General features: G+C 73.4%; 21 protein-coding genes and 1 pseudogene. 15 read left to right on the top strand and 7 right to left on the bottom strand.

The annotated features are described in order from the left end of the window. Window positions 1–85: 85 nt before the first annotated feature. The 3 genes from GA0070214_RS17705 to GA0070214_RS17695 all read right to left on the bottom strand — a co-directional run bounded on the left by GA0070214_RS17705 (window position 86) and on the right by GA0070214_RS17695 (window position 2,402). The gene (locus tag GA0070214_RS17705) at window positions 86–514 is read right to left on the bottom strand and encodes a hypothetical protein (protein ID WP_091264495.1); all 429 of its coding nucleotides are present in this window, start codon (window positions 512–514) and stop codon (window positions 86–88) included. Between the two features lie 171 nt (window positions 515–685). Further along, on the bottom strand, window positions 686–1,894 hold the full coding sequence (locus tag GA0070214_RS17700; RefSeq protein ID WP_091264491.1) for a cation:proton antiporter: 1,209 nt from the start codon (window positions 1,892–1,894) through the stop codon (window positions 686–688). A 7-nt stretch (window positions 1,895–1,901) separates the two neighbouring features. Continuing rightward, window positions 1,902–2,402, bottom strand: coding sequence for a cation:proton antiporter regulatory subunit (locus GA0070214_RS17695; RefSeq protein WP_091264487.1), 501 nt, complete (start codon window positions 2,400–2,402; stop codon window positions 1,902–1,904). Between the two features lie 31 nt (window positions 2,403–2,433). Here GA0070214_RS17695 and GA0070214_RS32825 point away from each other — a divergent pair, with 31 nt between their 5' ends. From GA0070214_RS32825 to GA0070214_RS17650, 9 genes are all read left to right on the top strand, one after another. Beyond that, the gene (locus GA0070214_RS32825) at window positions 2,434–3,549 is read left to right on the top strand and encodes a sialidase/neuraminidase family protein (RefSeq protein ID WP_139141868.1); all 1,116 of its coding nucleotides are present in this window, start codon (window positions 2,434–2,436) and stop codon (window positions 3,547–3,549) included. Between the two features lie 85 nt (window positions 3,550–3,634). Further along, window positions 3,635–6,226 carry an ATP-dependent chaperone ClpB gene (clpB, locus tag GA0070214_RS17685; protein ID WP_091264480.1) on the top strand — a complete coding sequence of 864 codons (2,592 nt, stop codon included), beginning with the start codon at window positions 3,635–3,637 and terminating at the stop codon, window positions 6,224–6,226. Window positions 6,227–6,332: 106 nt separating this feature from the next. Then, window positions 6,333–6,716, top strand: a complete 384-nt coding sequence (locus tag GA0070214_RS17680) for a hypothetical protein (protein ID WP_091264476.1) — start codon at window positions 6,333–6,335, stop codon at window positions 6,714–6,716. Between the two features lie 87 nt (window positions 6,717–6,803). After that, a complete protein-coding gene (locus GA0070214_RS17675) occupies window positions 6,804–7,436 on the top strand; it encodes a DUF4178 domain-containing protein (protein ID WP_091264471.1) in 633 nt (210 codons plus the stop codon). A 3-nt stretch (window positions 7,437–7,439) separates the two neighbouring features. After that, entirely contained in the window at window positions 7,440–7,931 is a 492-nt protein-coding gene (locus tag GA0070214_RS17670; protein WP_091264468.1) for a DUF2617 family protein, read from the top strand. Continuing rightward, window positions 7,928–8,356, top strand: coding sequence for a DUF4247 domain-containing protein (locus GA0070214_RS17665; protein WP_091264465.1), 429 nt, complete (start codon window positions 7,928–7,930; stop codon window positions 8,354–8,356). Before GA0070214_RS17670 ends, GA0070214_RS17665 begins: the two co-directional genes overlap by 4 nt. A 28-nt stretch (window positions 8,357–8,384) precedes the next feature. After that, window positions 8,385–8,807: a DUF350 domain-containing protein gene (locus GA0070214_RS17660; RefSeq protein WP_091264462.1), complete on the top strand. Its 423-nt coding sequence runs from the start codon at window positions 8,385–8,387 to the stop codon at window positions 8,805–8,807. Beyond that, window positions 8,807–9,637 (top strand): hypothetical protein, encoded by an 831-nt coding sequence (locus GA0070214_RS17655; RefSeq protein ID WP_091264459.1) that lies wholly within the window; start codon window positions 8,807–8,809, stop codon window positions 9,635–9,637. Before GA0070214_RS17660 ends, GA0070214_RS17655 begins: the two co-directional genes overlap by 1 nt. Then, window positions 9,634–11,202 carry a polyamine aminopropyltransferase gene (locus GA0070214_RS17650; protein ID WP_091264456.1) on the top strand — a complete coding sequence of 523 codons (1,569 nt, stop codon included), beginning with the start codon at window positions 9,634–9,636 and terminating at the stop codon, window positions 11,200–11,202. Before GA0070214_RS17655 ends, GA0070214_RS17650 begins: the two co-directional genes overlap by 4 nt. On the opposite strand, the gene GA0070214_RS33040 is transcribed toward GA0070214_RS17650, so the two are convergent. Then, the gene (locus GA0070214_RS33040) at window positions 11,199–12,713 is read right to left on the bottom strand and encodes an RNA-guided endonuclease InsQ/TnpB family protein (protein ID WP_377462994.1); all 1,515 of its coding nucleotides are present in this window, start codon (window positions 12,711–12,713) and stop codon (window positions 11,199–11,201) included. The genes GA0070214_RS17650 and GA0070214_RS33040 overlap by 4 nt on opposite strands. A gap of 13 nt (window positions 12,714–12,726) precedes the next feature. On the opposite strand from GA0070214_RS33040, the gene GA0070214_RS17640 reads away from it, so the two are divergent. From GA0070214_RS17640 to GA0070214_RS17615, 6 genes and pseudogenes are all read left to right on the top strand, one after another. Next, window positions 12,727–13,755, top strand: a complete 1,029-nt coding sequence (locus GA0070214_RS17640) for a hypothetical protein (protein ID WP_091264449.1) — start codon at window positions 12,727–12,729, stop codon at window positions 13,753–13,755. A gap of 70 nt (window positions 13,756–13,825) precedes the next feature. Continuing rightward, entirely contained in the window at window positions 13,826–14,584 is a 759-nt protein-coding gene (locus GA0070214_RS17635) for a hypothetical protein (RefSeq protein ID WP_091264445.1), read from the top strand. A gap of 72 nt (window positions 14,585–14,656) precedes the next feature. Then, window positions 14,657–15,265 (top strand): annotated as a pseudogene (locus GA0070214_RS17630) (hypothetical protein); the annotation flags it as partial. Between the two features lie 113 nt (window positions 15,266–15,378). Then, window positions 15,379–16,185: an SDR family NAD(P)-dependent oxidoreductase gene (locus tag GA0070214_RS17625; RefSeq protein WP_091264438.1), complete on the top strand. Its 807-nt coding sequence runs from the start codon at window positions 15,379–15,381 to the stop codon at window positions 16,183–16,185. Between the two features lie 166 nt (window positions 16,186–16,351). Then, window positions 16,352–16,891 (top strand): orotate phosphoribosyltransferase, encoded by a 540-nt coding sequence (gene pyrE / locus GA0070214_RS17620; protein ID WP_091265508.1) that lies wholly within the window; start codon window positions 16,352–16,354, stop codon window positions 16,889–16,891. Window positions 16,892–16,948: 57 nt separating this feature from the next. Continuing rightward, entirely contained in the window at window positions 16,949–17,326 is a 378-nt protein-coding gene (locus tag GA0070214_RS17615) for an ArsR/SmtB family transcription factor (protein WP_076468717.1), read from the top strand. A 178-nt stretch (window positions 17,327–17,504) separates the two neighbouring features. On the opposite strand, the gene GA0070214_RS17610 is transcribed toward GA0070214_RS17615, so the two are convergent. The 3 genes from GA0070214_RS17610 to GA0070214_RS17600 form a co-directional block, all read right to left on the bottom strand. Next, window positions 17,505–18,227: a DedA family protein gene (locus tag GA0070214_RS17610; RefSeq protein WP_341845076.1), complete on the bottom strand. Its 723-nt coding sequence runs from the start codon at window positions 18,225–18,227 to the stop codon at window positions 17,505–17,507. 142 nt (window positions 18,228–18,369) lie between these two features. Next, window positions 18,370–20,886 carry a polynucleotide kinase-phosphatase gene (locus GA0070214_RS17605; RefSeq protein WP_091264432.1) on the bottom strand — a complete coding sequence of 839 codons (2,517 nt, stop codon included), beginning with the start codon at window positions 20,884–20,886 and terminating at the stop codon, window positions 18,370–18,372. Next, the gene (locus tag GA0070214_RS17600) at window positions 20,883–22,355 is read right to left on the bottom strand and encodes a 3' terminal RNA ribose 2'-O-methyltransferase Hen1 (protein WP_091264429.1); all 1,473 of its coding nucleotides are present in this window, start codon (window positions 22,353–22,355) and stop codon (window positions 20,883–20,885) included. Before GA0070214_RS17600 ends, GA0070214_RS17605 begins: the two co-directional genes overlap by 4 nt. Window positions 22,356–22,437: the final 82 nt, after the last annotated feature.

Below are 22,437 nucleotides of genomic sequence, written 5' to 3'. Positions count from 1 at the left end.
CGGCCCGTTCGCCGTAAACGGTGCGGGTCGGGACGCTGTGACGCAGGGAGGGGGTGCCGGCTCGTTCGCCGTCAGGTATCAGGAACTAGAGCCGCCGGTTCTCCCGCACCAGCCCGCCTTCGCACCAGTCCCGGTAGGCGAAGAGGTCGGGCCGCGCCAGCAGCACCCGGCTGTTGTGCGCCCAGTTGCGCATCAGCTCGTCGCCGGCCCGCTCGGCCTGCTCGACGAGCTTGCGGAAGCGGCGCTTCGGGTGGGCCCGGAAGTTCGTCCGGATGCCGTCGGCCGCGTAGATGTAGAGGCAGTGCAGGGCGAACCGGCGGGCCGGGCAGGCCGGGTCCATGGCCAGGTCGAAGAGCGTCTGCACCAGGTGGTCCCCGGCGACCAGCAGGTCCCAGTCGGGCGGCATCGAGGTGAGCGGGACGGAATCCGGCTGGTAGGCCCACGACCGCAGCTCGGCGGGCGAGGGGTCGACGGGATTGGCGAAGCCGTGGAACGTCTCTTCCTGCACGCTCACCGGCCGACCTTCCGCTTCCGCTGGCGGGGGCACCGGCCACCCGCGGACCCTGGCTGCTGGGCCGAAACGTTAACGCGGTTCCGCGGGGCGGCGGTAGACCTTCCCGGAATCAATTCGGCAACCGTTGGCTGGGCCGGGTCGACCGTACGGTCGACCCGGCCCGGGCCGAGGTCAGTCGGACACTCCCACCGGCACCGGCCGCCGGGCGGCGCTGCGCCGGCGCAGCCAGCGCTTGAACCAGGGCAGGTCGGGCAGGCGGGCCAGGATGGGCCCGGTCACCACGGTGATCAGCACGTACGCGGTGGCGAGCGCCGCCAGCCGGGGCTCGACCGGGTAGGCGGCGGCGACCGCCAGGCCGGCGATGACGATGGAGAACTCCCCGCGCGGGGTGAGCGCGAACCCGGCCCGCCAGCGACCGGGCTCGGCGATTCCGGCCCGGCGGGCGGCCAGCCACCCGGTGGCGAGCTTCGTCCCCATGGTGACCACGGCCAGGAGCAGCGCGGGCAGCAGCACCGGCGGCATGTCCAGCGGCTTGGTGACCAGGCCGAAGAAGACGAAGAACACCGCGGCGAAGAGATCCCGCAGCGGCGACAGCAGCTCGGTGGCGTGGTGCGCCACCGGCCCGGACAGGGCGATGCCGACCAGGAACGCGCCGACCGCGGCGGAGACCTGGAGCTTGGCCGCGACGCCCGCGACCAGCAGGGTCAGGCCGAGCACCCCGAGCAGGAGGGCCTCCGGGTCCTTCGCGGAGAGCGCGGCGGAGATCAGGTGGCCGTACCGGATCGCGACGGCCAGCACGAGGATCACGGTGAGGACCGCGACGGCGAGCGCGATGCCGCCCTTGACCAGGCCGACCCCGGCGAGCAGCGCGGTGACCAGCGGCAGGTAGAGGGCCATCGCCAGGTCCTCGATCACCAGGACGGAGAGGATCACCGGGGTCTCCCGGTTACCGACCCGGCCGAGGTCGCCGAGGACCTTCGCGATGACGCCCGACGAGGAGACCCAGGTGACGCCGGCGAGCACCACGGCGGCCACCCAGCCCCAGCCGAGCAGGAGGGCGAAGGCGAAGCCGGGCAGCGCGTTGAGCACGGCGTCGATCAGGCCGGCCGGTGCGGCCGAGCGGAGGTTTCCCACCAGTTCGTTGGCGCTGTATTCCAGGCCGAGCATGACGAGCAGCAGGATGACGCCGATCTCCGCACCGATGGCGAAGAACTCCTCGCTGGCGTTGAGCGGCAGCAGGCCGCCGTGACCGAAGGCGAGGCCGGCGAGCAGGTAGAGGGGGATGGGTGAGACACCGAAGCGGCGGCTGAGGCGGCCGAGCAGGCCGAGCAGGAGCAGCAGCGCGCCGACCTCGACGAGCAGCGTGGTGGTTTCGTGCATCCGCGCCTCAGCCGTCCGGGTCGGCTTCGGCGAGGATCGCGGTGACGCCGTCGAGCCCCTGCCGGGTGCCGACCACGACGACCACGTCACCGGCCTGGAACCGGAAGGTGGGATCGGGCGAGACGATGACCTCGCCCTGACGCAGCACCGCCACGATGGAGGCGCTGGTGCGGGTGCGAGCCTTGGTGTCACCGAGCGGCCGGCCGACGTAGCGGGAGCCGGCCGGGATGGCGATCTGCTCGGTGAGCAGCCCGGCGGCCTGGTCGCGCAGCCCGGCGAGCTGGCCGAGCATCAGCGACGCGCCGAGGATGTCGGCCAGCGCCTCCGCCTCGTCGTCGGTCAGCGGTATGTCGTGCTGACAGGAGTCGGGGTCGTCCGGGTCGTAGAGGACCAGGTCGCGGCGGCCATTGCGGTGGGAGACCACGCCGAGCCGCCGGCCGGATTCCGTCATCAAATCGTGACGGACGCCGATCCCCGGTAGGGCAGTCTGTTCGACACGTACTCGCACCCGCGCAAGGCTACCGTGCGGAGGAGGCCCCATGATCGGGCGCCGAATGCTCCCGGGTATCGGTCTGCTGCTGGTGCCGGCCCTCGCCGCCTGCTCGATCGGCGACGTCCGCCGGAACCCACCGGACCGGTCGTCCGCGTCCCCGCGGCCGGCGCCGACCGTGCCGGCGCCGTCGCGGGCCGTCGCTTTCGACGAGGTACGCCACGTCCGGGTCGCCGTCGACAGCCGGTACGACCGCCCGTTCGTGGAGTTCTCCGACGCCGACCACGGCTACGCCCTCTTCGTCGCCGCCTGCGACAACCCGCCGCCCCGCCGCGGCTGCGACCCTCCGCTGCTGTACGCCACCGTGGACGGTGGCCGTACCTGGCGAGCCCTGCGGCACCCCCGTCCGGTGGCGGCGAGCCAGCAGCTCTACGCCGTCCCGGGGGCGCTCGTGCTGCTCTCCGAGCCGTACGGCTGGTACACGTCGACCGACGGCGGGGCGACCTTCGTCCACAGCACGGGGGCGGAGCCGGCCCCGCTGGTGGCCGCGCGGGGCCGCTTCCAGGTGGACGAGGGGCGCGGCGCCGTGGCCGAGTGGGACGGCGTGACCCTGCGGCCGTTGCCCGCCCAGCCGGCCGTACCCGGGCTGAACACCGTGGGCCACTCGGGCGACCTCGTGGTGGCGGCCGGCGCGCGCGACGGCCGCCCCTACGCCGCGCTGTCCCGGGACGCGGGCCGGCACTGGGCGCCCACGCCGCTGTCCTGGCGGGGCGACGAGGTGGGCGTGCTGCGGGTGGTGATCGCCCCGGACGGCGGCGTGTGGCTGGTCGGGGAGCGCCCCGACCGGACGGGTTTCCCGGCGCTGTGGCGGCTGGTGGCCGGTCTCGAGTGGGCCCTGGTCCGGGCCGCCGGGCATCCCGCGCAGGCCCGCTCGGTGGCGCCGCTCGGGGCCGAGCTGGTGGCGGTGACCAGCCCGGACGGGGTGGGCGTGGTGGCCGGCGGCCGCTACTACCGGGTGGACTGGCCGCTCACCGGGGAGCATTACCTCACGGTCGTGGGTGACGGCACGATCGCCGCCCGCGGCCCGGACGACGTGGTGCTCGGCACGGGCTGGACCGCCAACCGGCGCTGGATCAGGGTCATGCTGGACAAACAGCCACAGTGATGGGCGTCACATCGCTGGAGTTGAGCGGAATAGACTCAACTCTGGTTGTGTCCTTCCCAGTGGACACGCCGATCCGGGGGAGCCCATGAACACGGAACGACTCACCACCAAGAGCCGCGAGACCATCACCGGTGCCGTCGCGCTGGCGAACCAGCGCGGTCACGCCACCGTGGAGCCCTGGCACCTGCTGCTGTCGCTGCTGGACACCGAGGGCTCGACCGCCGCCGGCCTGCTGCGCGCCGTCGGGGCCGACCCCGCCGAGCTGCGCCGGGTCGCCCAGCGCTCGGTCGACGCCCTGCCCGCGGCGCGCGGCTCCAGCATCGCCGAGCCGACCCTGGCCCGGGAGTTCGTCAACGCCATCGGCGCTGCCGAGCAGATCGCGCGGCCGCTGGGCGACGAGTACACCTCCACCGAGCACCTGCTGGCCGGGCTGGCCCGGGTGGGCGGCGCGGTCTCCGTCGCGCTGAAGAACTCCGGCGCCACCGAGGAGAACCTGGTCGCCGCCTTCCCGACCGTGCGCGGTGGGGACCGGCGGGTCACCACGGCCGACCCCGAGCAGACCTACCAGGCGCTCGCGAAGTACGGCGTCGACCTGACCGCGAGCGCCCGCGAGGGGAAGATCGACCCGGTCATCGGCCGGGACTCGGAGATCCGCCGGGTGATCCAGGTGCTCTCCCGGCGTACCAAGAACAACCCGGTGCTGATCGGCGAGCCGGGCGTCGGCAAGACCGCCATCGTCGAGGGCCTGGCCCAGCGGATCGTCGCCGGCGACGTGCCGGAGTCGCTGCGGGACAAGAAGCTCGTCTCGCTCGACCTCGGCGCCATGGTGGCGGGCGCGCAGTACCGCGGCCAGTTCGAGGAGCGGCTCAAGTCGGTGCTTGAGGAGATCAAGAACTCCGACGGCCAGGTCATCACCTTCCTCGACGAGCTGCACACCGTGGTCGGCGCGGGCAAGGGCGAGGGCTCGATGGACGCCGGCAACATGCTCAAGCCGATGCTGGCCCGCGGCGAGCTGCGGATGGTGGGCGCCACCACGCTGGACGAGTACCGCGAGCACATCGAGAAGGACCCGGCGCTGGAGCGCCGATTCCAGCCGGTGCTGGTCGGCGAGCCGACCATCGAGGACACCATCGGCATCCTGCGCGGCCTGAAGGAGCGCTACGAGGTGCACCACGGCGTCCGGATCACCGACGCCGCGCTGGTCGCCGCCGCCGCCCTCTCCGACCGCTACATCACCGACCGGTTCCTCCCGGACAAGGCGATCGACCTGGTCGACGAGTCCGCCTCGCGACTCCGGATGGAGATCGACTCCCGCCCGGTCGAGGTGGACGAGATCGAGCGGGCGGTGCGCCGGCTGGAGATCGAGGAGATGGCGCTGGCCAAGGAGCCGGACGCCGCCTCCGCCGAGCGGCTGGCCCGGCTGCGCAAGGAGCTGGCCGACAAGCGCGAGCAGCTCACCGCGCTCTCCGAGCGCTGGCAGCTGGAGAAGAGCCACATCACCAAGCTCTCCACCGCCAAGGAGGAGCTGGAGCGGCTCGGCGGCGAGGCCGAGCGGGCCGAGCGTGACGGCGAGCTGGAGCGTGCCGCCGAGCTGCGCTACGGCCGGATCCCCGCCCTCCAGGCCGAGCTGAAGCAGGCCGAGGAGGAGCTGGCCCGGCTCCAGGCCGACGGCGCGATGCTCAAGGAGGAGGTCGGCGCGGACGACATCGCCGCCGTCGTCGCCTCCTGGACCGGCATCCCCGCCGGCCGGCTCCTGGAGGGTGAGACCGCCAAGCTGCTCCGGATGGAGGAGACGCTGGGCTCCCGGGTCGTCGGCCAGACCGAGGCGGTCACGTCGGTGTCCGACGCGGTCCGCCGCGCCCGGGCCGGCGTCGCCGACCCGGACCGCCCGACCGGCAGCTTCCTCTTCCTCGGCCCGACCGGTGTGGGCAAGACCGAGCTGGCCAAGGCGCTCGCCGAGTTCCTCTTCGACGACGAGCGGGCCATGGTCCGCATCGACATGAGCGAGTACGGCGAGAAGCACTCCGTCGCCCGCCTGGTCGGCGCCCCGCCCGGTTACGTCGGCTACGAGGAGGGCGGCCAGCTCACCGAGGCGGTGCGCCGCCGGCCGTACTCGGTGATCCTGCTGGACGAGGTGGAGAAGGCGCACCCGGACGTCTTCGACGTGCTGCTCCAGGTGCTCGACGACGGCCGGCTCACCGACGGCCAGGGTCGCACGGTGGACTTCCGCAACGCGATCCTTATCCTCACCTCGAACCTGGGGTCGTCGGTGATCAGCGACCTGACGCTGGCCGAGGAGCAGCGCCGGGAGGGCGTGCTCGCGGTGGTCCGGTCGCACTTCAAGCCGGAGTTCCTCAACCGCCTCGACGACATCGTGGTGTTCGCCGCCCTCCAGGGCGAGGACCTGCGGGCCATCGTCGACATCCAGCTCGACCGGATGCGACGCCGTCTCGCGGACCGCCGGTTGTCGCTGGACATCAGCGACGCCGCCCGGGTGTGGCTGGCCGAGCACGGGTACGACCCGATCTACGGCGCCCGCCCGCTGCGCCGCCTGGTGCAGTCGGCGATCGGCGACCAGCTCGCGAAGGCCCTCCTGGCCGGCCAGATCCGCGACGGCGACACGGTGCAGGTGGACCTGTCGGACACCAAGGACGGCCTGACGGTGACGGCCGCCTGACCCCTGACTGCGGATCAAGAAGTTTGCGTCGGCTGCGGCACACCGGCCGACGCAAACTTCTTGATCAACAGGGTCGGTGGGGGCCCGCCGGGGAAATAGTGGGGGCATGTTCGGGATCGGGGAGAAGGACCGGGAGTTGGACGCGGCCGTCGAGGAGCTTCGGCGGGCGGACACCCTCGCCTTCGGCGGGGTGGGGATCGCGGGGCAGATCCTGCCGGAGACCGAGGCGTACCGGCACGTGGAGCGGGCGCTGCGGGAACATCCCGAGGCGGCCCGCAAGAAGGTCGACCGGCTGCTGAAGCACGGGTCGCCGGCCGGGAAGGCGTACGCGGCCACGCTGCTGGACTCGGTCGACCCGGCGGCCGGCCGGGCCGCGTGGGAGCGGCTGCGCGACGACGACGGCGAGTTCACCACGTTCAGCGGCTGCCTCATGGACCGCGCCACCCTGCGCGGGTACGCCGCCGAGCGCCTCGCCGGCACCGCACAGTAGCTGAGCCGTCACTCGACGAACGGCACTACGGCGCACGTGCGTCGGGTTGTTACCGTCTCCGCCGATGGACCTTGGGGGGAGACGGCCGTGAACGGTTCGCTGGCGTACGTGGTGACCACGTTGGGCTGCCTGGTCGGCGTGGCCGGCGTCGTGATCGCCGTGATCGCCCTGCGCAAGGCCCGGTCGGCGCCACGCCCGAAGGCCGCCCCCGGTGACCCGTTCCGGGACCGGGACGCCGACGCCCTGCGCGGCGACCCCCGCGCGCTCAAACCCGGCGACATCGTGGAGATCCGCCAGGTCCCCTACACCGTGCGTGGCTCGGTGCACCTGGTCGAGGGCGGCTGGAGCTGGGCCGAGCACCTGCTCGACGACGCCGGCGGGGTGAAGCGCTGGCTCTCCGTCGAGTCGGAGCCGGACCTGGAGCTGGTGCTCTGGACCAGCGAGCCGTCGGCCACCGTCACCCCCGGCGCGCCGACCCTGGAGATCGCCGGCCGGCGCTACAACTGGGACGAGTCCGGCCAGGCCAAGTTCACCGCCACCGAGGGCACCGGCCTCGACCCGCGCGGCACCATGCGCTACCACGACTACCAGGCGCCCGGCGGCGCCCGGCTCTCGTTCGAGGCGTACGGGGAGGCCGGCTGGGAGGTGAACCTCGGCGAGCAGGTGCACCGGGCCGAGGTGATGATCTACCCGCAGGGTGGGCCGGAGAAGGTGGGCTAGAACGTGCTCGTCGCCCTGGAGGCCCCGTACGTCGACACCCGCGCCGCCGATCTGAGCCTCGCCCTCGGCGGCCCCGAACGCCCCGCCCTGCACGTGCGCGAGCTGACCCTGCCCGGCGGGCTGCGGCTGCGGCTGCGCCTGCTCGGCGCCTCGCACCAGGTGGTCTGCGGCGACCTCACCGAGACGGTCGCCTGCCTGCCCGGCCGCCCCCCGCACCTGCCGGACGCCCTGCACGACGAGACCGCCGGCTACCGGTTCACCGCCACGGTGCTCCGGCCGGCGGGTGACGGCCTGCGCACCCGGGTCGCCGCACTCCGCGCCGACCTGGCCGACGACCCGTACGCGCTGGTCGGAGTCTTTCCCGGCGACGAGGACGCGGTCACGGCGCTCGCCGTCCGCCCCGACCCGCCGGACGGTTCGGTGGCCTGGCGCACCTGGCACGCCTATCCGCAGACCAACGAGCTGGTCCTGACCGAGACGGTGGTAGCGCTGTGACGTATCGACGGTGGTTCGTCGTGGGGGTGGCGTTCGCCGTCATCGGCGCCGTGGTCGCCGCCTTCGCGATCTTCTACGGCAACTTCTCGCCCCGGGGCTACGTGGAGGACCGCTACACCCGGGCGACCAGCCGGGACCTCGGCTCGGACGCGATCGCGTACACGTCGAACCGGTCGCCGAGCCAGGTGTCGAAGGACATCACCGACGCCTGGCAGCCGGCCGACCAGTACGTCGACGGCAGCGGGGTCTACCTGCGCTACGACGACGACTCGGTGGTGATCCTGCCGCTCGCCGCCGCCGGCTCGGTGATCCTGCTGGAGCGGATGACCACCGCGTACCCCCGCTACCACTCCCGGGTGGGCAGCCACTGGGGCTGGGGGCGGGGCAGCACGGTCCGCGGTGGCGGGCCCGGCTCCGGCAAGTGACCTGACCCGACGAATCCTGGAGTCCCCTGTGCAGACCCTGTTCACCGATCTGCTCGTCACGCTCGCCTACGGCGTGGTCGGCGTCGCCCTCATGGCCGTCGGCTACGTGCTGGTCGACGTCGCCACCCCCGGCAAGCTGCACGAGCTGATCTGGGCGGAGCGCAACCGCAACGCCGCGCTGCTGCTCGCCTCGAACCTGGCCGGCGTCGGCATCATCGTGGTCGCCGCGATCGCCGCCAGCGCGGACGACTTCGCGCTCGGCCTGGTCGGCGCGGCCGCGTACGGGATCCTCGGGCTGGTCATCATGGCCGCGGCGTTCCTGCTGCTGGACATGGCCACCCCCGGCAAGCTCGGTGAGCTCCTGGTCGACCCGGAGCCGCACCCCGCGGTCTGGGTCTCCGCCGTCGTGCACCTGGCGACCGGCGCGATCATCGCCGCCGCGATCAGCTGATGACACCCGGCAAGCCGGCGGCGAAGAAGAGGGCCGCCTGGGTCGCCTGGCTGGCCGTCGGTCTGATCCTCGCCGGCTGCGTGGCGGTGGGCGTGCTCCACACCGACGGGGACACCGCGGTGCCGGCACCGGCCGCCGACGAGCGGGCCGACAGCGTTGCCATCCTCCAGCGGAGCAGCGCCGAGCAGGGCCTCTGCTACGGCTGGGTGCTGGAGGACTACTACGACTACGGCGCCGCCCCGCGCAACGTCGGCTCCAACCTGGGCGACGGGATCGCCGTCGAGGAGAACCCGGCCTGCCCGCGCTGGGTGCAGGTGACGGCCGACATCGGCTACGTCTCGGAGAGCAGCGAGAGCAACGACTTCGCCCGGATCGAGGTGACCGGCTCCCCGGACATCGACACGCTCGACCTCCTGCGGGTGGAGAACGGTCTGGAGCAGCTCGGGCTCACCGAGGACGTCTTCGTCGACGACCCCGGCTGGGCGGTCACCCGGGCCGCGGTCATGCTGCCGCTGCTCGCCGTCGAGGCCGGCCTGGCCCAGCCCGCCGACACGCCGGTGCCGGCCGCGGGCAGCCCGTCCCCGCTGCCCGACGCCGGCAGTGACTACCTGCGGGACCGCTGGGGCTGGCTGCTCGCCACCGTCGGGCTGCTCCTGCTCGCCGCGCTCTTCGTCACCGTCGGCGTGGTGCAGCGCCGCCGGCCGACTGCTCCGGGTCGCGGCGCGGCGCCAGAGGCGCCGAGCCGGAGTGGTCGCCAGCGCCGGGTGGCCGTGCCCGCGCAGCGCGCCGGGGCGGAGACGGCGGAGTCGCGTACCCGGGAGAAGGCGTGACCGTCGACGCGCCCGCACGGCCGCGGTGGCGCCCGGCCCGCGCGGCGGTCCTGCTCGCGGTCTTCGTCTGCGCGGCCTGCGGCCTGGTGTACGAGCTTGCCCTGGTCGCGCTCGGCAGCTACCTGATCGGCGACGCGGTCGGCCAGGCGTCGATCGTGCTCGGCGTGATGGTCTTCGCCATGGGCGTCGGCGCGCTGGTCGCGAAGCCGTTCCAGTCCCGGGCGGCGGCCGCGTTCGCCGCGATCGAGCTGGCCCTGGCCCTGCTCGGCGGCCTCTCCGTGCTCGGCCTCTACGCCGCGTTCGCCTGGCTCGACCTCTACGGACCGGCGCTGGTCGGCACCGCGTTCGTGCTGGGCCTGCTCATCGGCGCCGAGATCCCGCTGCTCATGGTGCTGCTGCAACGCATCCGCGCGCAGTCCGCCGGCAGCGCCGTGGCCGACCTCTTCGCCGCCGACTACGTCGGCGCGCTGCTCGGCGGGCTGGCCTTCCCGTTCCTGCTGATGCCGGTCTTCGGCCAGCTCAAGGGCGCGCTCGTGGTCGGCGCGGTCAACGCCGTGGCCGGTCTCGCCCTGGTCTGCACCGTCTTCCGGGCCGACCTCGGCCGCCGGGCCCGGGTCGCACTCGGTGCCGGCGCCGCCGTGGTCGCCCTCTGCCTCGGGTACGCCTGGGTCACCGCGCACGACTTCGAGGTGACCGCCCGGCAGCAGCTCTACCGCGACCCGGTGGTGCACGCCGAGCGCAGCCGCTACCAGGAGATCGTGCTGACCCGGTCGGTGCGGGAGATCGGGCACACCGACACCGACCTGCGGCTGTTCCTCAACGGCGACCTCCAGTTCAGCTCGATCGACGAGTACCGCTACCACGAGTCGCTCGTCCACCCGGCGATGCGCGGCCCGCACGGCGACGTGCTGGTGCTCGGCGCCGGCGACGGGCTGGCGCTGCGGGAGATCCTCAAGTACCCGGACGTGCGCCAGGTGACCCTTGTCGACCTCGACCCGGCCGTGGTGCGGCTGGCCCGCTCCGAGGCGCAGTTGCGGGACCTCAACCGCCACTCGCTCGACGACCCGCGGGTCCGGGTGCTCAACGTCGACGCGTTCGGCTGGCTGCGCTCCGCCACGGAACGCTTCGACGTCGTCGTCGCCGACCTGCCCGACCCGGACGAGACGGCCACCGCCAAGCTCTACACGGTCGAGTTCTACGCGCTGATCCGGCCGGTGCTCGCCCCCGGCGGACGGCTCGTGGTGCAGTCCGGCTCGCCGTATTTCGCGCCGCGGTCGTACTGGTCGATCGAGCGGTCGATCCGGGAGGCGGGCTTCGCCACCGTGCCGTACCACGTGGACGTGCCGAGCTTCGGCGACTGGGGGTTCGTGCTCGCCGCCCCGGGCACCGAGCCGCCCGCGCTGGGGCTGCCCGCGGACGCGCCGCCGCTGCGGTTCCTCACCCCGGCGGTCCTCGCCGCGGCGGCCACCTTCCCGGCCGACCGGGCGCGGGTGGACGTGCCTGCCTCCACGTTGCTGCAGCCCAGGGTGCTGGAGTACGCCCGGGCGGAGTGGCGCGGCTACTAGTGCGGCGTCCACGGACGTTCACCGGGTGTCCGGTGGTTGTTGTGGATCCTCGCCGGGTGGGCGAGCGACTCCCCACCCGTAGGTGGTGGGGCGGGCCGCCGCGGGCCAACTGATCCTCGCGCCGCCCGATGTGGGCGGCGGGGATCACGTCGGGACCGGCCGGCACCGGGAAGGTGTCGGCCGGCTCGACGGTGCGTGACCACCACCGGCAGCACGACAGCGGCTGGCGGGGTGGTGGGTCCGCCGCCCGGGGTGCGGGTGGCGATGGTGGCGGCCGCGACGAGGTCGCGGTGCCCGGAGAATGCGCAGTTCGGGCAGGACAAGCTCCGGCCGCGAGGTTTCGGTACCCGCAGCTGGCACGCTGGGCAGGTGGAGGAGGTGCCACGCTCGTCAACGAGGTGAACGGTGATGCCGGCCAGGACAGCCTTGTCGGTGAGGATTTGCAAGAGTCGGCCGATCTGCCACTGCCGTAGCCGCAGGTTGTGCCGCCGGCCCGAGTCGATGTTGAGCACCCCGCGCGGATCACCCACGTGCAGGACGCCGACCCGCTGGCGTACCGCCCAGGACACGACCGTGCGGGCGGCCTCGTGCTGAGCCTGACGCACCCGGCGTCGGTGCCGGCCTTCCACCCGTCGCGCCCGACGGCGGTATTGACGCCACCGCCGCGACCCCTCCTGCCCCGGCTTGGGCGTCCGCTGTGCGACCGCGCGGCGGCGGCTCTTGGTGTCCGCGAGATGCATGCGGTGCTCGGCGCGGACCGCTCGTCCCGACACCAACAGCCCTTCTCCATCCGGACCGGCCACTGCGTAAGGGTGAATGATTCCCACATCCACCCCCGCCGTCCGAGCCGGATCCGGACCCTCACCAGGCGGGTACACCGCGACGGGGACTTCGGCAGTCACGTCGAGGAAGAGTCGGCCACCTTCGCACAGCAGGGTGATCGACCGGACCTGCTCGACCGGGTAGGGCAGGTCGCGTGCCAACCGCACCCACAGTGGGGCGGCGCTTCTCGTAGCCGGAATGCGCACCCGGTGCCCGTCAATGGTGAATGTGCCGTGGTGCCAACGGACCGGCATCAACCGGCGCCGGCGCCGCGGGAACTTCGCCGACACGTCGCCCTCTCGGCGGCGCTTCGCTGCGCTGAACCAGGCATCCGAAAAACGGCGCAACACCGAGCGCGCTCCGGTCGTGTCCAATTCCCCGAACGTGCCCGGCCCGGAGGCCGACAACTCGCGGCACAGCTCCTGGTAGCCCGCCAGCGGCGCGCTCCGTCGCTGACGCCGCCACGTGTTGATCTCCAGGACACACGCCCACACGTCACCGGCCGAGCGCAACAACCCGAAGCACCGTCGTCGCTGCCCAAGTGTCAACCGAAGCCCCACCCGCGCCGTGCGATGCACCACCTGTGGCGCGGCAGGATCCCGACGACGAGGCACGAGCCGAGTCAACCTCGCCGGTACGACATTCCTACCCCCGCAGCCAAACCCGGCGAACGTCGGTCGACACCGCATTAGCGTCGTAGCCATGCCCGCCCGTCCGTCCCTCTGGTCGCGACCGCCCCGGGCACTGGAGGCGCCGTCGTACCTTCAGGCGTTCGTGCTGTCCGGGGTGGTGACCGTGCTGGTCACCCGGGCGTACCTCCAGGCGACCGGGTTCCCGCAACTCGGCGGCGGCGGCCTGCACATCGCGCACGTGCTCTGGGGCGGCCTGCTGATGACCGCGGGCCTCGGGGTGGGGCTGGTCTTCCTCGGCAGCGTGGCGCGCATCCTGGGCGCGATCCTGGGCGGGATGGGCTTCGGGCTGTTCATCGACGAGGTCGGCAAGTTCGTCACCACCGGCACGGACTACTTCTACGCCCCGGCCGCCAGCATCATCTACGTGGCGTTCGCCCTGCTGGTCGTGATCACCCAGGCGCTGCGCGGGCGGACCCGGCTGTCCGAGCCGGAGCGCACGGCGAACGCGCTGTACACCGTCGTCGGTGGTCTCACGACCGGCCTCACGGCCCGGCGCCGGGCGGCCGTGCTGCGCCTGGTCCAGGGGTGCGGGCCGGAGGTCGAGGAGGCGGTCGTCCGGCTGCTCGACGTGGTGCCCCGACGGGAGACACCCCCGTTCCGGTTCTGGCACCGCTGGCTCCGCCTGGCCCGCCGCGGCCTGGTCTGGGTGACCACGCACCGGTGGGTCGTGTCCCTGGTGGTGCTCTACGTGATCGGCGAGCCGTTCGTGGTGGTGCTGCGGGTGCTGCTCGACGCGGTCACCGGCCAACTGCCCGACCAGGACGAATGGGGTGCCCTGCTCGGGGTCTCGGTCTCCGCGCTGATCACCGCGCTGCTGAGCATCCGCGGCGCCCTCCTGCTGCCCAGCGACCAGACGCGGGCCTTCCGGCTGTTCAAGCTCGCGCTCCTCGTGGACCTGCTGTTCGGACAGATCTTCAGCTTCACGGTCAACCAGTTCGGCGCGGTCTTCTCGCTCGGCGTGGATCTCTTCCTGCTCGCGGTGGTGACCGCCGAGTACCGCCGGCTGCAGCGGGAGGCCGGGGAGGTGCCGGCGAGCTGATCTTCGATGCGCGGCGTCGATGGGTCCGGGCCGCTACTGTGTGGGCCTGATCTAGAGAAGGAGAGAGTCAATGACCGATTCCTCCCCGGCGCCGGGCCGCGCGCGTCCGGGCGTGGTGGCGGCGTCCTTCTACCTGCTGCTGCTCTTCGCGCTCACCCAGTTGATCGGCCTGATCGCGACCATCGCCGTCGCCGGCAAGCTGCGCGAGGGCTTCGAGCGGGCGTTCGAGGGCACGACGACGGGCGCCCAGGACGTCGGCACGTTCGTGGTCGGGTTCACCATCGGGACCGCCGCCCTGCTCCTCGTCCTCTCGCTGGTCCTGGTCGTTCTGGGCCTGTTCAACAACCGGGGCAGCAACGGCACCCGGATCACCACCTGGGTGCTGGGCGGCATCCTCATCTGCTGCCTGGGTGGCAGCCTGATCAGCGGCGCCACCGGGGCCGTCGGTGGCAACACCGGAGGCGACGGGCCCTCGGCCGAGGAGATCCAGCGCAGCCTCAACGACGCCCTGCCGTCCTGGTACACGCCGGTGAACACGCTGCTCGGCGTGCTCGGGCTGCTGTCGCTGCTGGTCGCCCTGATCCTGCTGGCGCTGCCGAAGGCCAACGAGTTCTTCCGCAAGCCGAAGCAGGGCTGGGAGCCGCCGGTCCCGGGTGCCGCCTACCCGGCGGAGCCCGGCTACCCGCAGACCCCGGGCTACCCGCAGGCCCCGGGCTACCCGACCACGCCCGGTCACCCGGGCCAGTCCGCTCCCGGGCAGCCGGGTCAGACCGGCCCGTCGCCGGAGTCCGGGGAGCGCCGGGACGGCGAGCCGCCATCGGCAAGTTGACGTTCGGATAAGAGCGACGCCGACGATCCCTCCGAGTAGGTTGCAAGCCGACGCCTACCGGAGGGATCTGTCGTGTCGTACCCCCATCAGGCCCCGCCCCGCCGGCCGGGCGCGGTGGTCTCGGCGGCGGCGCTGCTGCTGCTGATGGCGGTGGGCGCCGTGGCGTACGCGGTCGCCAGCCTGCTGGTCACGGCGGGCACGGTGGACCGCTTCCGGGAGGCGGCGCGGACGACCGACGCGAGCGGCGGCGAGATCGACGGGGTGGCGTCGCTGCTGCGCGGCTCCACGGTCCTCTCCGCCGTGCTCGGCGTGCTGGTCGCGCTCCTGCTGGTCGGGCTCGCCCTCGGCCTGCTGTCCGGCCGCGCCGGTGCCCGGGTGGCCACCTGGGTGGTCGCCGGGCTGGGCCTGTTCTGCGGCTGCTGCGGCCTGGCGGTGCTGGTCGGGCAGCGGACCGCCCCGCTCCGGCTCGGCGCCGACGACCGGGTCACCGCCGACCTGCTGGCCCGGGTCGGCGACGCCTACCCGGACTGGTGGATCCCGGTGAACGCGGCGCTGTCGGTGGCGCAGATCCTCGGCTACCTGGTGGTGGCCGCCCTGCTGACGCTGCCGTCGGCCGGCGCCTTCTTCCACCGCCGCACGCCGCGCCCGCCGGCCGGGCCGACCCCGCCGAGCGGGCCCGTGGCGGCCGCGCCCGCCTACGTGCATCCGTCGCCCTGGGGGCCGCCGGCCGGCCCGCTCGCCACCCCGCCTCCGTCGGCCCCGCCCGGGCCGACCCCACCCCCCGAGGACCGCCCGTGACCGACGCACCACCCCCCTCCCCGCGCCGGGCCCTCGTCACCGGCGCCAGCCTGGGCATCGGCGAGGCGTTCGCCCGCCGGCTCGCCGCCGACGGCTGGGACCTCGTCCTGGTGGCCCGGGACGCGGGCCGGCTCGACGCCCTGGCAACCGAGCTGACCGCCCGGCACGGCCACCGGGTCGAGACCATCGCCGCGGATCTGTCCACCGACGAAGGCTGCACCGCGGTGGAGGGCCGGCTGGCCGCCGAGCCGGTGGAACTGCTGGTGAACAACGCGGGGATCAGCCTCAACACCCCGTTCGTCCGCTCGGCCGTCGCGGACGAGACCCGGCTGGTCCGGCTCAACGTGCTGGCCGTGCTCCGGCTGACCCACGCGGCGCTCGGCCCGATGGTCGAGCGCGGCCACGGGGCAGTGATAAATGTCTCTTCCGTTGCCGGTTTCGGTGTCCCCATGCCGGGATCGACCTACTCGGCCAGCAAGGCCTGGGTGACGAATTTCAGTGAATCGATCGGCCAGTCGGTGGCACCGCTCGGCGTACGCGTGATGGCGCTCTGCCCCGGCTACACCCGCACGGGCTACCACGAGCGGGCCGGCATCGACATGTCGCGGACGCCGATGTGGATGTGGCTCCGGGCCGAGGACGTCGTCGACGAAGGGCTGCGTGACCTGCGTAAAGGCAAGCCGGTCAGCGTGCCGAGCTGGAAGTACAAGCTGGCCGTGGCGGGGCTGCGGCACGCGCCGCGACGGCTGCTGCGCGGGGTGTCCCGGGACAGCCGCGGCCGGGTCGGCCGGTCCGGCGGCTGACCCCGGAGCGGCCCGGCAGGTGCCCCGCCGCCGGGATGCCCGCCCGCTGCCCAGCGTGGACGGTCGCACAGCGTAGTCGGCCATCGCCACCCGTCGGTCGCCCGCAGGGTTGACCCGGGTGGACCCGACGCTCGCCTCCCAGACTTGCGAAGTACCCTCTATCGCCATGGGGGACCACGACGACCTGCGTAAATTCATCACTGACCTGGCTGTGGTCCACGGCCGGGTGGTGCTCTCGTCGGGTCGGGAGGCGGACTGGTACGTCGACTTGCGTCGCGTCACGCTCCATCACCGGGCGGCGCCGTTGATCGGCCGGGTGATGTGCGACCTCACCGCCGACTGGGCGTACGACGCGGTGGGCGGCCTGACCCTCGGGGCCGACCCGGTGGCCACCGCGATGCTGCACGCGTCGGCCGCGACCGATCGCCCGTTGGACGCCTTCGTGGTCCGCAAGACGGGCAAGGCGCACGGTCTCCAGCGGAGGATCGAGGGGCCGGACGTCGCCGGGCGCCGGGTCCTGGCGGTCGAGGACACCTCGACCACGGGCGGCAGCGTGTTGACCGCCGTCGAGGCGTTGCGCGAGGCCGGGGCCGAGGTGGTGGGTGTGGCGGTTATTGTTGATCGAGGCGCCGGCGACGCGGTGCGAGCCGCCGGACTGCCTTATCGGGCGGCCTATACGTTGGCTGACCTCGGCCTTGTGGCGTAAAAGTTTGCCGATTCGGATCTGCTGATATGCAGGCGGATCGATGCTGCTGGTGGAAGGATGGAAAACGTGGGAACTGCGTTGGCTGAAATGACCATGCCTCAGATCTCGCCGCTTGCCGGCGAGCCGATCGAACGTGCCGACGCCGAGCGGCTCGCGGGGGTCCTCAAGGCCCTCGCGGACCCCGCCCGGCTGCGGCTGCTCAGCCTGATCCAGTCGGCTCCCGAGGGGGAGGCGTGCGTGTGTGACCTCACCGCGCCGCTCGGCCTCTCGCAGCCGACGGTCAGCCACCACCTGCGCATCCTCACCGAGGCCGGCTTGCTGGAGCGGGAGAAGCGCGGTGTCTGGGCGTACTACCGGCTGGTGCCGACCGCGATCGCCACGATCGCGGATCTGCTCACCCCGCCGCGGAAGCGGGCCACCAAGAAGGCCCGCTGAATCCGGACGTGTCCGAGTTGGTGGCCGCCTCGCACGAGTGCGGCGACGGGTGGCGTGCCAGGGGTGGCGCCACCACTGGACGGTGACGGCTGTCCGTCATCCGTGCCACCGGCAGGTCGACAGGTCGTAGTCGAAGGCCGGCTCCCGAAGCGGGGGCCGGCCTTCGGTGTGTTCGAGGTCAGCGGCGGTGCTGGCCACCGCGCCGGTGCTGCTGGTCGTCGTCGCCGTCGATGGCGTCCCGGACCGCGTCCACCGCGCCCGCCGCGCTGGCCGCGGCGATCACCGCGACCGCCTCGCCGCGCTTGCGCGCCCGCCGGTCGCGGAGGAACTCGAAGAAGATCGGCAGCACCGAGATCAGGATGATCAGCGCGACCACCGGCAGGATGTACCGGTCGATCTTGTCGCCGATCGCCTCGTAGATCTGGTGGGCCAGCAGGTAGCCGACCAGCAGGATGCCGTCCACCCAGAGGATCGCGCCCACCACGTTCCACAGGAGGAACTGGCGGGCGGGCATGCCGAGCACGCCGGCCACCGGGTTGAGGAAGGTGCGCACGATCGGGATGAACCGGGCCAGCACCACGGCCTTGGCCGGGCCGAACTTCTGGAAGTAGTACTCGGCCTTCTCCACGTACTCCCGCTTGAACAGGCGGGAGTTGGGGCGGTCGAACATCCGCTTGCCGTAGCGCGCGCCGAGCCAGTGCCCGAGCTGGGCGCCGGCGATCGCGCAGAGCGGGCCGCCGATCAGCAGGCCCGCCAGCGAGAGCCGGGTGCCGTCACCGAAGATCGCGTCGGCCACCGGGGAGGCGGCCACCCCGGCCAGGAAGAGCAGCGAGTCGCCCGGGAAGAAGAAGCCGACCAGCAGGCCCGTCTCGGCGAAGAGGATCGCCCAGACGCCGATCATCCCGAACGTGTGGATGAGCTCCTTCGGGTCGAGCGGGTTCAGGGCCACGCTCTCGGAGAGCACCCGGGTCTTCTCTGCTGTGTCCACGGCCACAAAGGGTACCCGGGCCCGGTCCGGCGGTGCGCCGGACCGGGCGTACGGGTCACAGCCGCGGGTCGACCGGCTCGGACTCGCAGGCGAGGATGGCGAAGACCAGCTCGTGGCGGCGCCAGAGCGGGGCGTCGTCGGCCAGCGCGTCCAGGGCGGCCAGCCCGAGCGCGTGCTCCTGCAGGGCCAGGCCGCGCTTGCGCCCCAGCGACCGCTTGCGGAGCCCGGCGAGCTGCCCCGGCCCGGTGTACCCGGGACCGTAGATGATCCGCAGGTACTCCCGGCCCCGGCACTTGATCCCCGGCTGGAGCAGCGACCCCTTCGGCGAGCGGGCGGCCAGGCCGGCGTACGGCTTGACCACCATGCCCTCCCCGCCGGCCGCCGTGAGCGACAGCCACCAGTCGGTGGCCGCCGCCACCGCCGCCTCGTCGGCCAGGTCGACCACCTGTCGCCGGGTCGGGGTGAAGAACTCCGGGCCGGCGGCGCAGAGCCGGTCGGCCAGGGCCAGGTGCCAGCCGTGGTCCCGGTCGGCGTAGCTCGTCCCGGCCCCGGCCAGCACCGCGAACGGCGCCAGCGTCACGCCGCGCAGCCCGTCGGTCCGCCCCACGTACGCCCGGTAGGCCGCCGAGTACGCCTCGACCTCGGCCGCCCGGTCGGCCATCCGGCCGCGCAGCTCACCCACCGGCAGCCCGCGTCCGGCGGCGGCGTCCAGCGTGGCGAGGACCGCCGGCAGGGCTGCCCGGCCGGCCGCCCCGACCCCGGCGTACTGCTCGCGGATCAGCCCGCCCGCCTTCGCCGACCAGGGCAGCAGCTCGCAGTCGAGGAGCAGCCAGTCGGTGCCCAGCTCGGCCCAGAGACCGGCCGCGGTGACCGCCGCGCGGACCCGGGCCAGCAGCTCCCCGTCCAGCGGCGGCCCGAAGAACGGCCGGCCGGTCCGGGTGTGCACCGCACCGCCGGAGAACCGCCCCGGCTCGCGCTCCACCAGCACCACGGCCCGCGAGCCCATGTGCTTCTCCTCGCAGACCACCCGGTCCGCGCCGGCCGCCCGGTAGTCGGCGAACGCCTGCGCCGGGTGCTCCAGGAACCCCTCGACGGTGGAGGTCGAGCAGGGCGCCATGGTCGGCGGCAGCCAGACCAGCCGGTCCGGGTCGAGCGCGTACCGGCTCATCACCTCCAGCGCGGCGGCGGCGTTCTCGGCCGGCACGGTCAGCGTCCCGTACGCGTGCGTGAGGTGCCGCCGGCCCGTCACGTCGGCCAGGTCGAGCACGGTGTCCGGCCGGGTTGCGCCGGGCGCGACCAGCGGGCGGGCCGGGGCGTACCACTCCTTGACCGCCGGGACGGCGACCAGCTCCTTCTCCGGGTAGCGCAGGGCGGTGAGCTTCCCGCCGAAGACGCAGCCGGTGTCCAGGCAGATGGTGTTGTTGACCCACTCCGGCTCCGGGGTCGGCGTGTGCCCGTAGACGACCATGGCCGAGCCCCGGTAGTCGCGCGCCCACGGGTAGCGCACCGGCAGGCCGTACTCGTCGGTCTCGCCGGTGGTCTCCCCGTAGAGCGCGAACGACCGCACCCGCCCGGACGCCCGCCCGTGGTAGGCCTCCTTGAGGCCGGCGTGCGCCACCACGAGCCGGCCGCCGTCCAGCACGTAGTGGCTGACCAGGCCGTCGATGAAGGCGGTCGTCTCCGCCACGAAGCTGTCCGGCTCCGACGCCAGCTGGGCCATCGTCTCGGCCAGGCCGTGGGTGAGCCGCACGTCGCGGCCGCGCAGCTTGCGCAGCAGCTTCTGCTCGTGGTTGCCCGGCACGCAGATCGCGTGGCCGGCGGCCACCATGCCCATGACCAGGCGCAGCACGCCGGGCGAGTCCGGGCCGCGGTCCACGAGGTCACCCACGAAGACCGCGGTACGCCCCGCCGGGTGCACCGCGTCCACCGGGCGGCCCGCGTCGTCGCGGTGCAGCGCGTAGCCCAGCCGGAGCAGCAGCGCCTCCAGTTCCTCGCGGCAGCCGTGCACGTCGCCGACGATGTCGAACGGCCCGGTCAGCTCGCGCCGGTCGTTGAACAGCTTCTCGTAGCGGATCTCGGCGGCCTCGATCTCCTCGACGCCGCGCAGCACGTGCACCTTCCGGAAGCCCTCCCGCGCCAGCCGCCCGTACGACTGCCGCAGGTCGCGCTGCATCCGGCTGAGCACCTGCCGGCCGTGTGTCCGGTCGGCCCGCGACTGTGTACGCTCCCAGGCCACCGCCTCCGGCACGTCCAGCACGACGGCCACCGGCAGCACGTCGTGCGCGCGGGCCACCGCGATCAGGCCGGCCCGGGCGTGCGGCTGGAGATTGGTCGCGTCGACCACGGTGAGCCGGCCCCGGCGCAGCCGGATCCCGGCCACGTGGTGCAGCGCGTCGAACGCGTCACCGGAGGCGGACTGGTCGTTCTCGTCGTCGGCCACCATGCCGCGGAACGTGTCGGAGGACAGCACCTGGCTGGGCCGGAAGTGCCGCCGGGCGAACCTCGACTTGCCGGAGCCGGAGACGCCGACCAGCGCCACCAGGGCGAGTTCGGGAATGTCCAGGACGGTCATCGGGTCGTCTCCTCCTTCCGGGTGCCGGTCTCCGTGCTGGTCAGGACGGCGAGCTGGGTCGGCGCACCCACCTCCGGGTCGTGGTCGCCGATCCCGCTGATCGTCGCCGTGTAGCCGTAAGTCGTGGCCACCCGCTCCACCCAGGCGGCGAACTCGGCCCGGGTCCACTCGAAGCGGTGGTCGGCGTGCCGGAACCGGCCCGCCCCGAGCCCCTCGTAGCGGACGTTGTACTCGACGTTCGGCGTGGTCACCATGACCGTGCCGGGCCGGGCGTGACCGAACACGGCGTCCTCCAGCGCCGGCAGCCGCGGCGGGTCGAGGTGCTCGACCACCTCCATGAGCACCGCCGCGTCGTAGCCGCGCAGCCGGTCGTCCCGGTAGGTCAGCGCCGACTGCCAGAGCCGGATCCGGTCCCGCTGCCGCTCCGGCAGCCGGTCCAGCCGCAGCCGCCGGGCGGCCAGGGTGAGCGCCTGACTCGACACGTCGGTGCCGACAACCTCGGTGAAGCGCCGGTCGGCGACCAGCGCGGCGAGCAGCGCGCCGCCCCCGCAGCCCAGGTCCAGCACCCGCGACGCCCCGCTGGCGCGCAGCGCGGTCAGCACCGCCTCCCGCCGGCGTACGGCCAGCGAGGCCCGGGGCGTCTCGGCGGACGGCGCGCTCCCGGCGCCGTCGCCGGTGGCCGGCCCGCCCTCGACGCTGTCGTCGGCCGGCGGCTCGTCGGTGAGGCGCAGCTCGGCCAGGCGGGCCAGCGCGGTTCCGGCGAGGGCGCGCCGGTGCGCCAGGTAGCGGCGGGTGATCAGACCCCGCTCCGGGTGGTCGGCCAGCCAGCCGGCACCGGCCCGGAGCAGCTTGTCCACCTCGTCCGGCGCCACCCAGTAGTGCTTGGCGTCGTCCAGCACGGGCAGCAGCACGTAGAGGTGGTTGAGCGCGTCGGCCAGCCGCAGCGTGCCGGTCAGCGTCAGGTCGACGTAACGGCTGTCGCCCCACTCCGGGTACGCCTCGTCCAGCGGGATCGGGGTGGCCGCCACGGCCCAGCCGAGCGGGCCGAACACCCGCACCGCCAGGTCGGCGCCGCCCCGGCAGCGCAGCACCGGCACCCGTACCTCCAGCGGGATGGCGGTGGCGGCCAGCTCCGGACGGTCCCGGGACTCGCCGCGCAGGGCCGAGCGGAACACCTTGGCCAGCGCCGACGAGAGCAGGCTGGACGCGGCGTACGGGCGGTCGTTGACGTACTGCCCGAGCGTGAAGCTGTCCGGCGTGGCTGCCTGCCGGCGGCGACCGCCACCGAGCTTCAACGGGTCGACCTCGACCAGCAGCGCCGCCGTGCACCGCGCCTCGTCCGCCTCGGGGTAGAGCACGTGCGCGGCGCCGGCGGGCAGGTCGAAGCTCTGCACGCGGTCCGGGTGCTTGACGAGGAGGTGGCCGAGGTCGGTGGCGGGGCGGTGGGTCGTGGTGAGGGTCAGCAGCACGGTTCTGATGCTCTCAGGGTGGTCGATTCGTTTTCCGTGGTTGCGGTGCGGAAACCTGTCGTGGCCGGCCGCCGCCCCTGGC

It is taken from the genome of Micromonospora chaiyaphumensis, assembly GCF_900091435.1.
In the GTDB taxonomy this organism is placed as follows: Bacteria; Actinomycetota; Actinomycetes; order Mycobacteriales; family Micromonosporaceae; genus Micromonospora; species Micromonospora chaiyaphumensis.
Note: the sequence above shows the minus strand (reverse complement) of the source record. Positions and strands in the feature narration are given on the sequence as shown.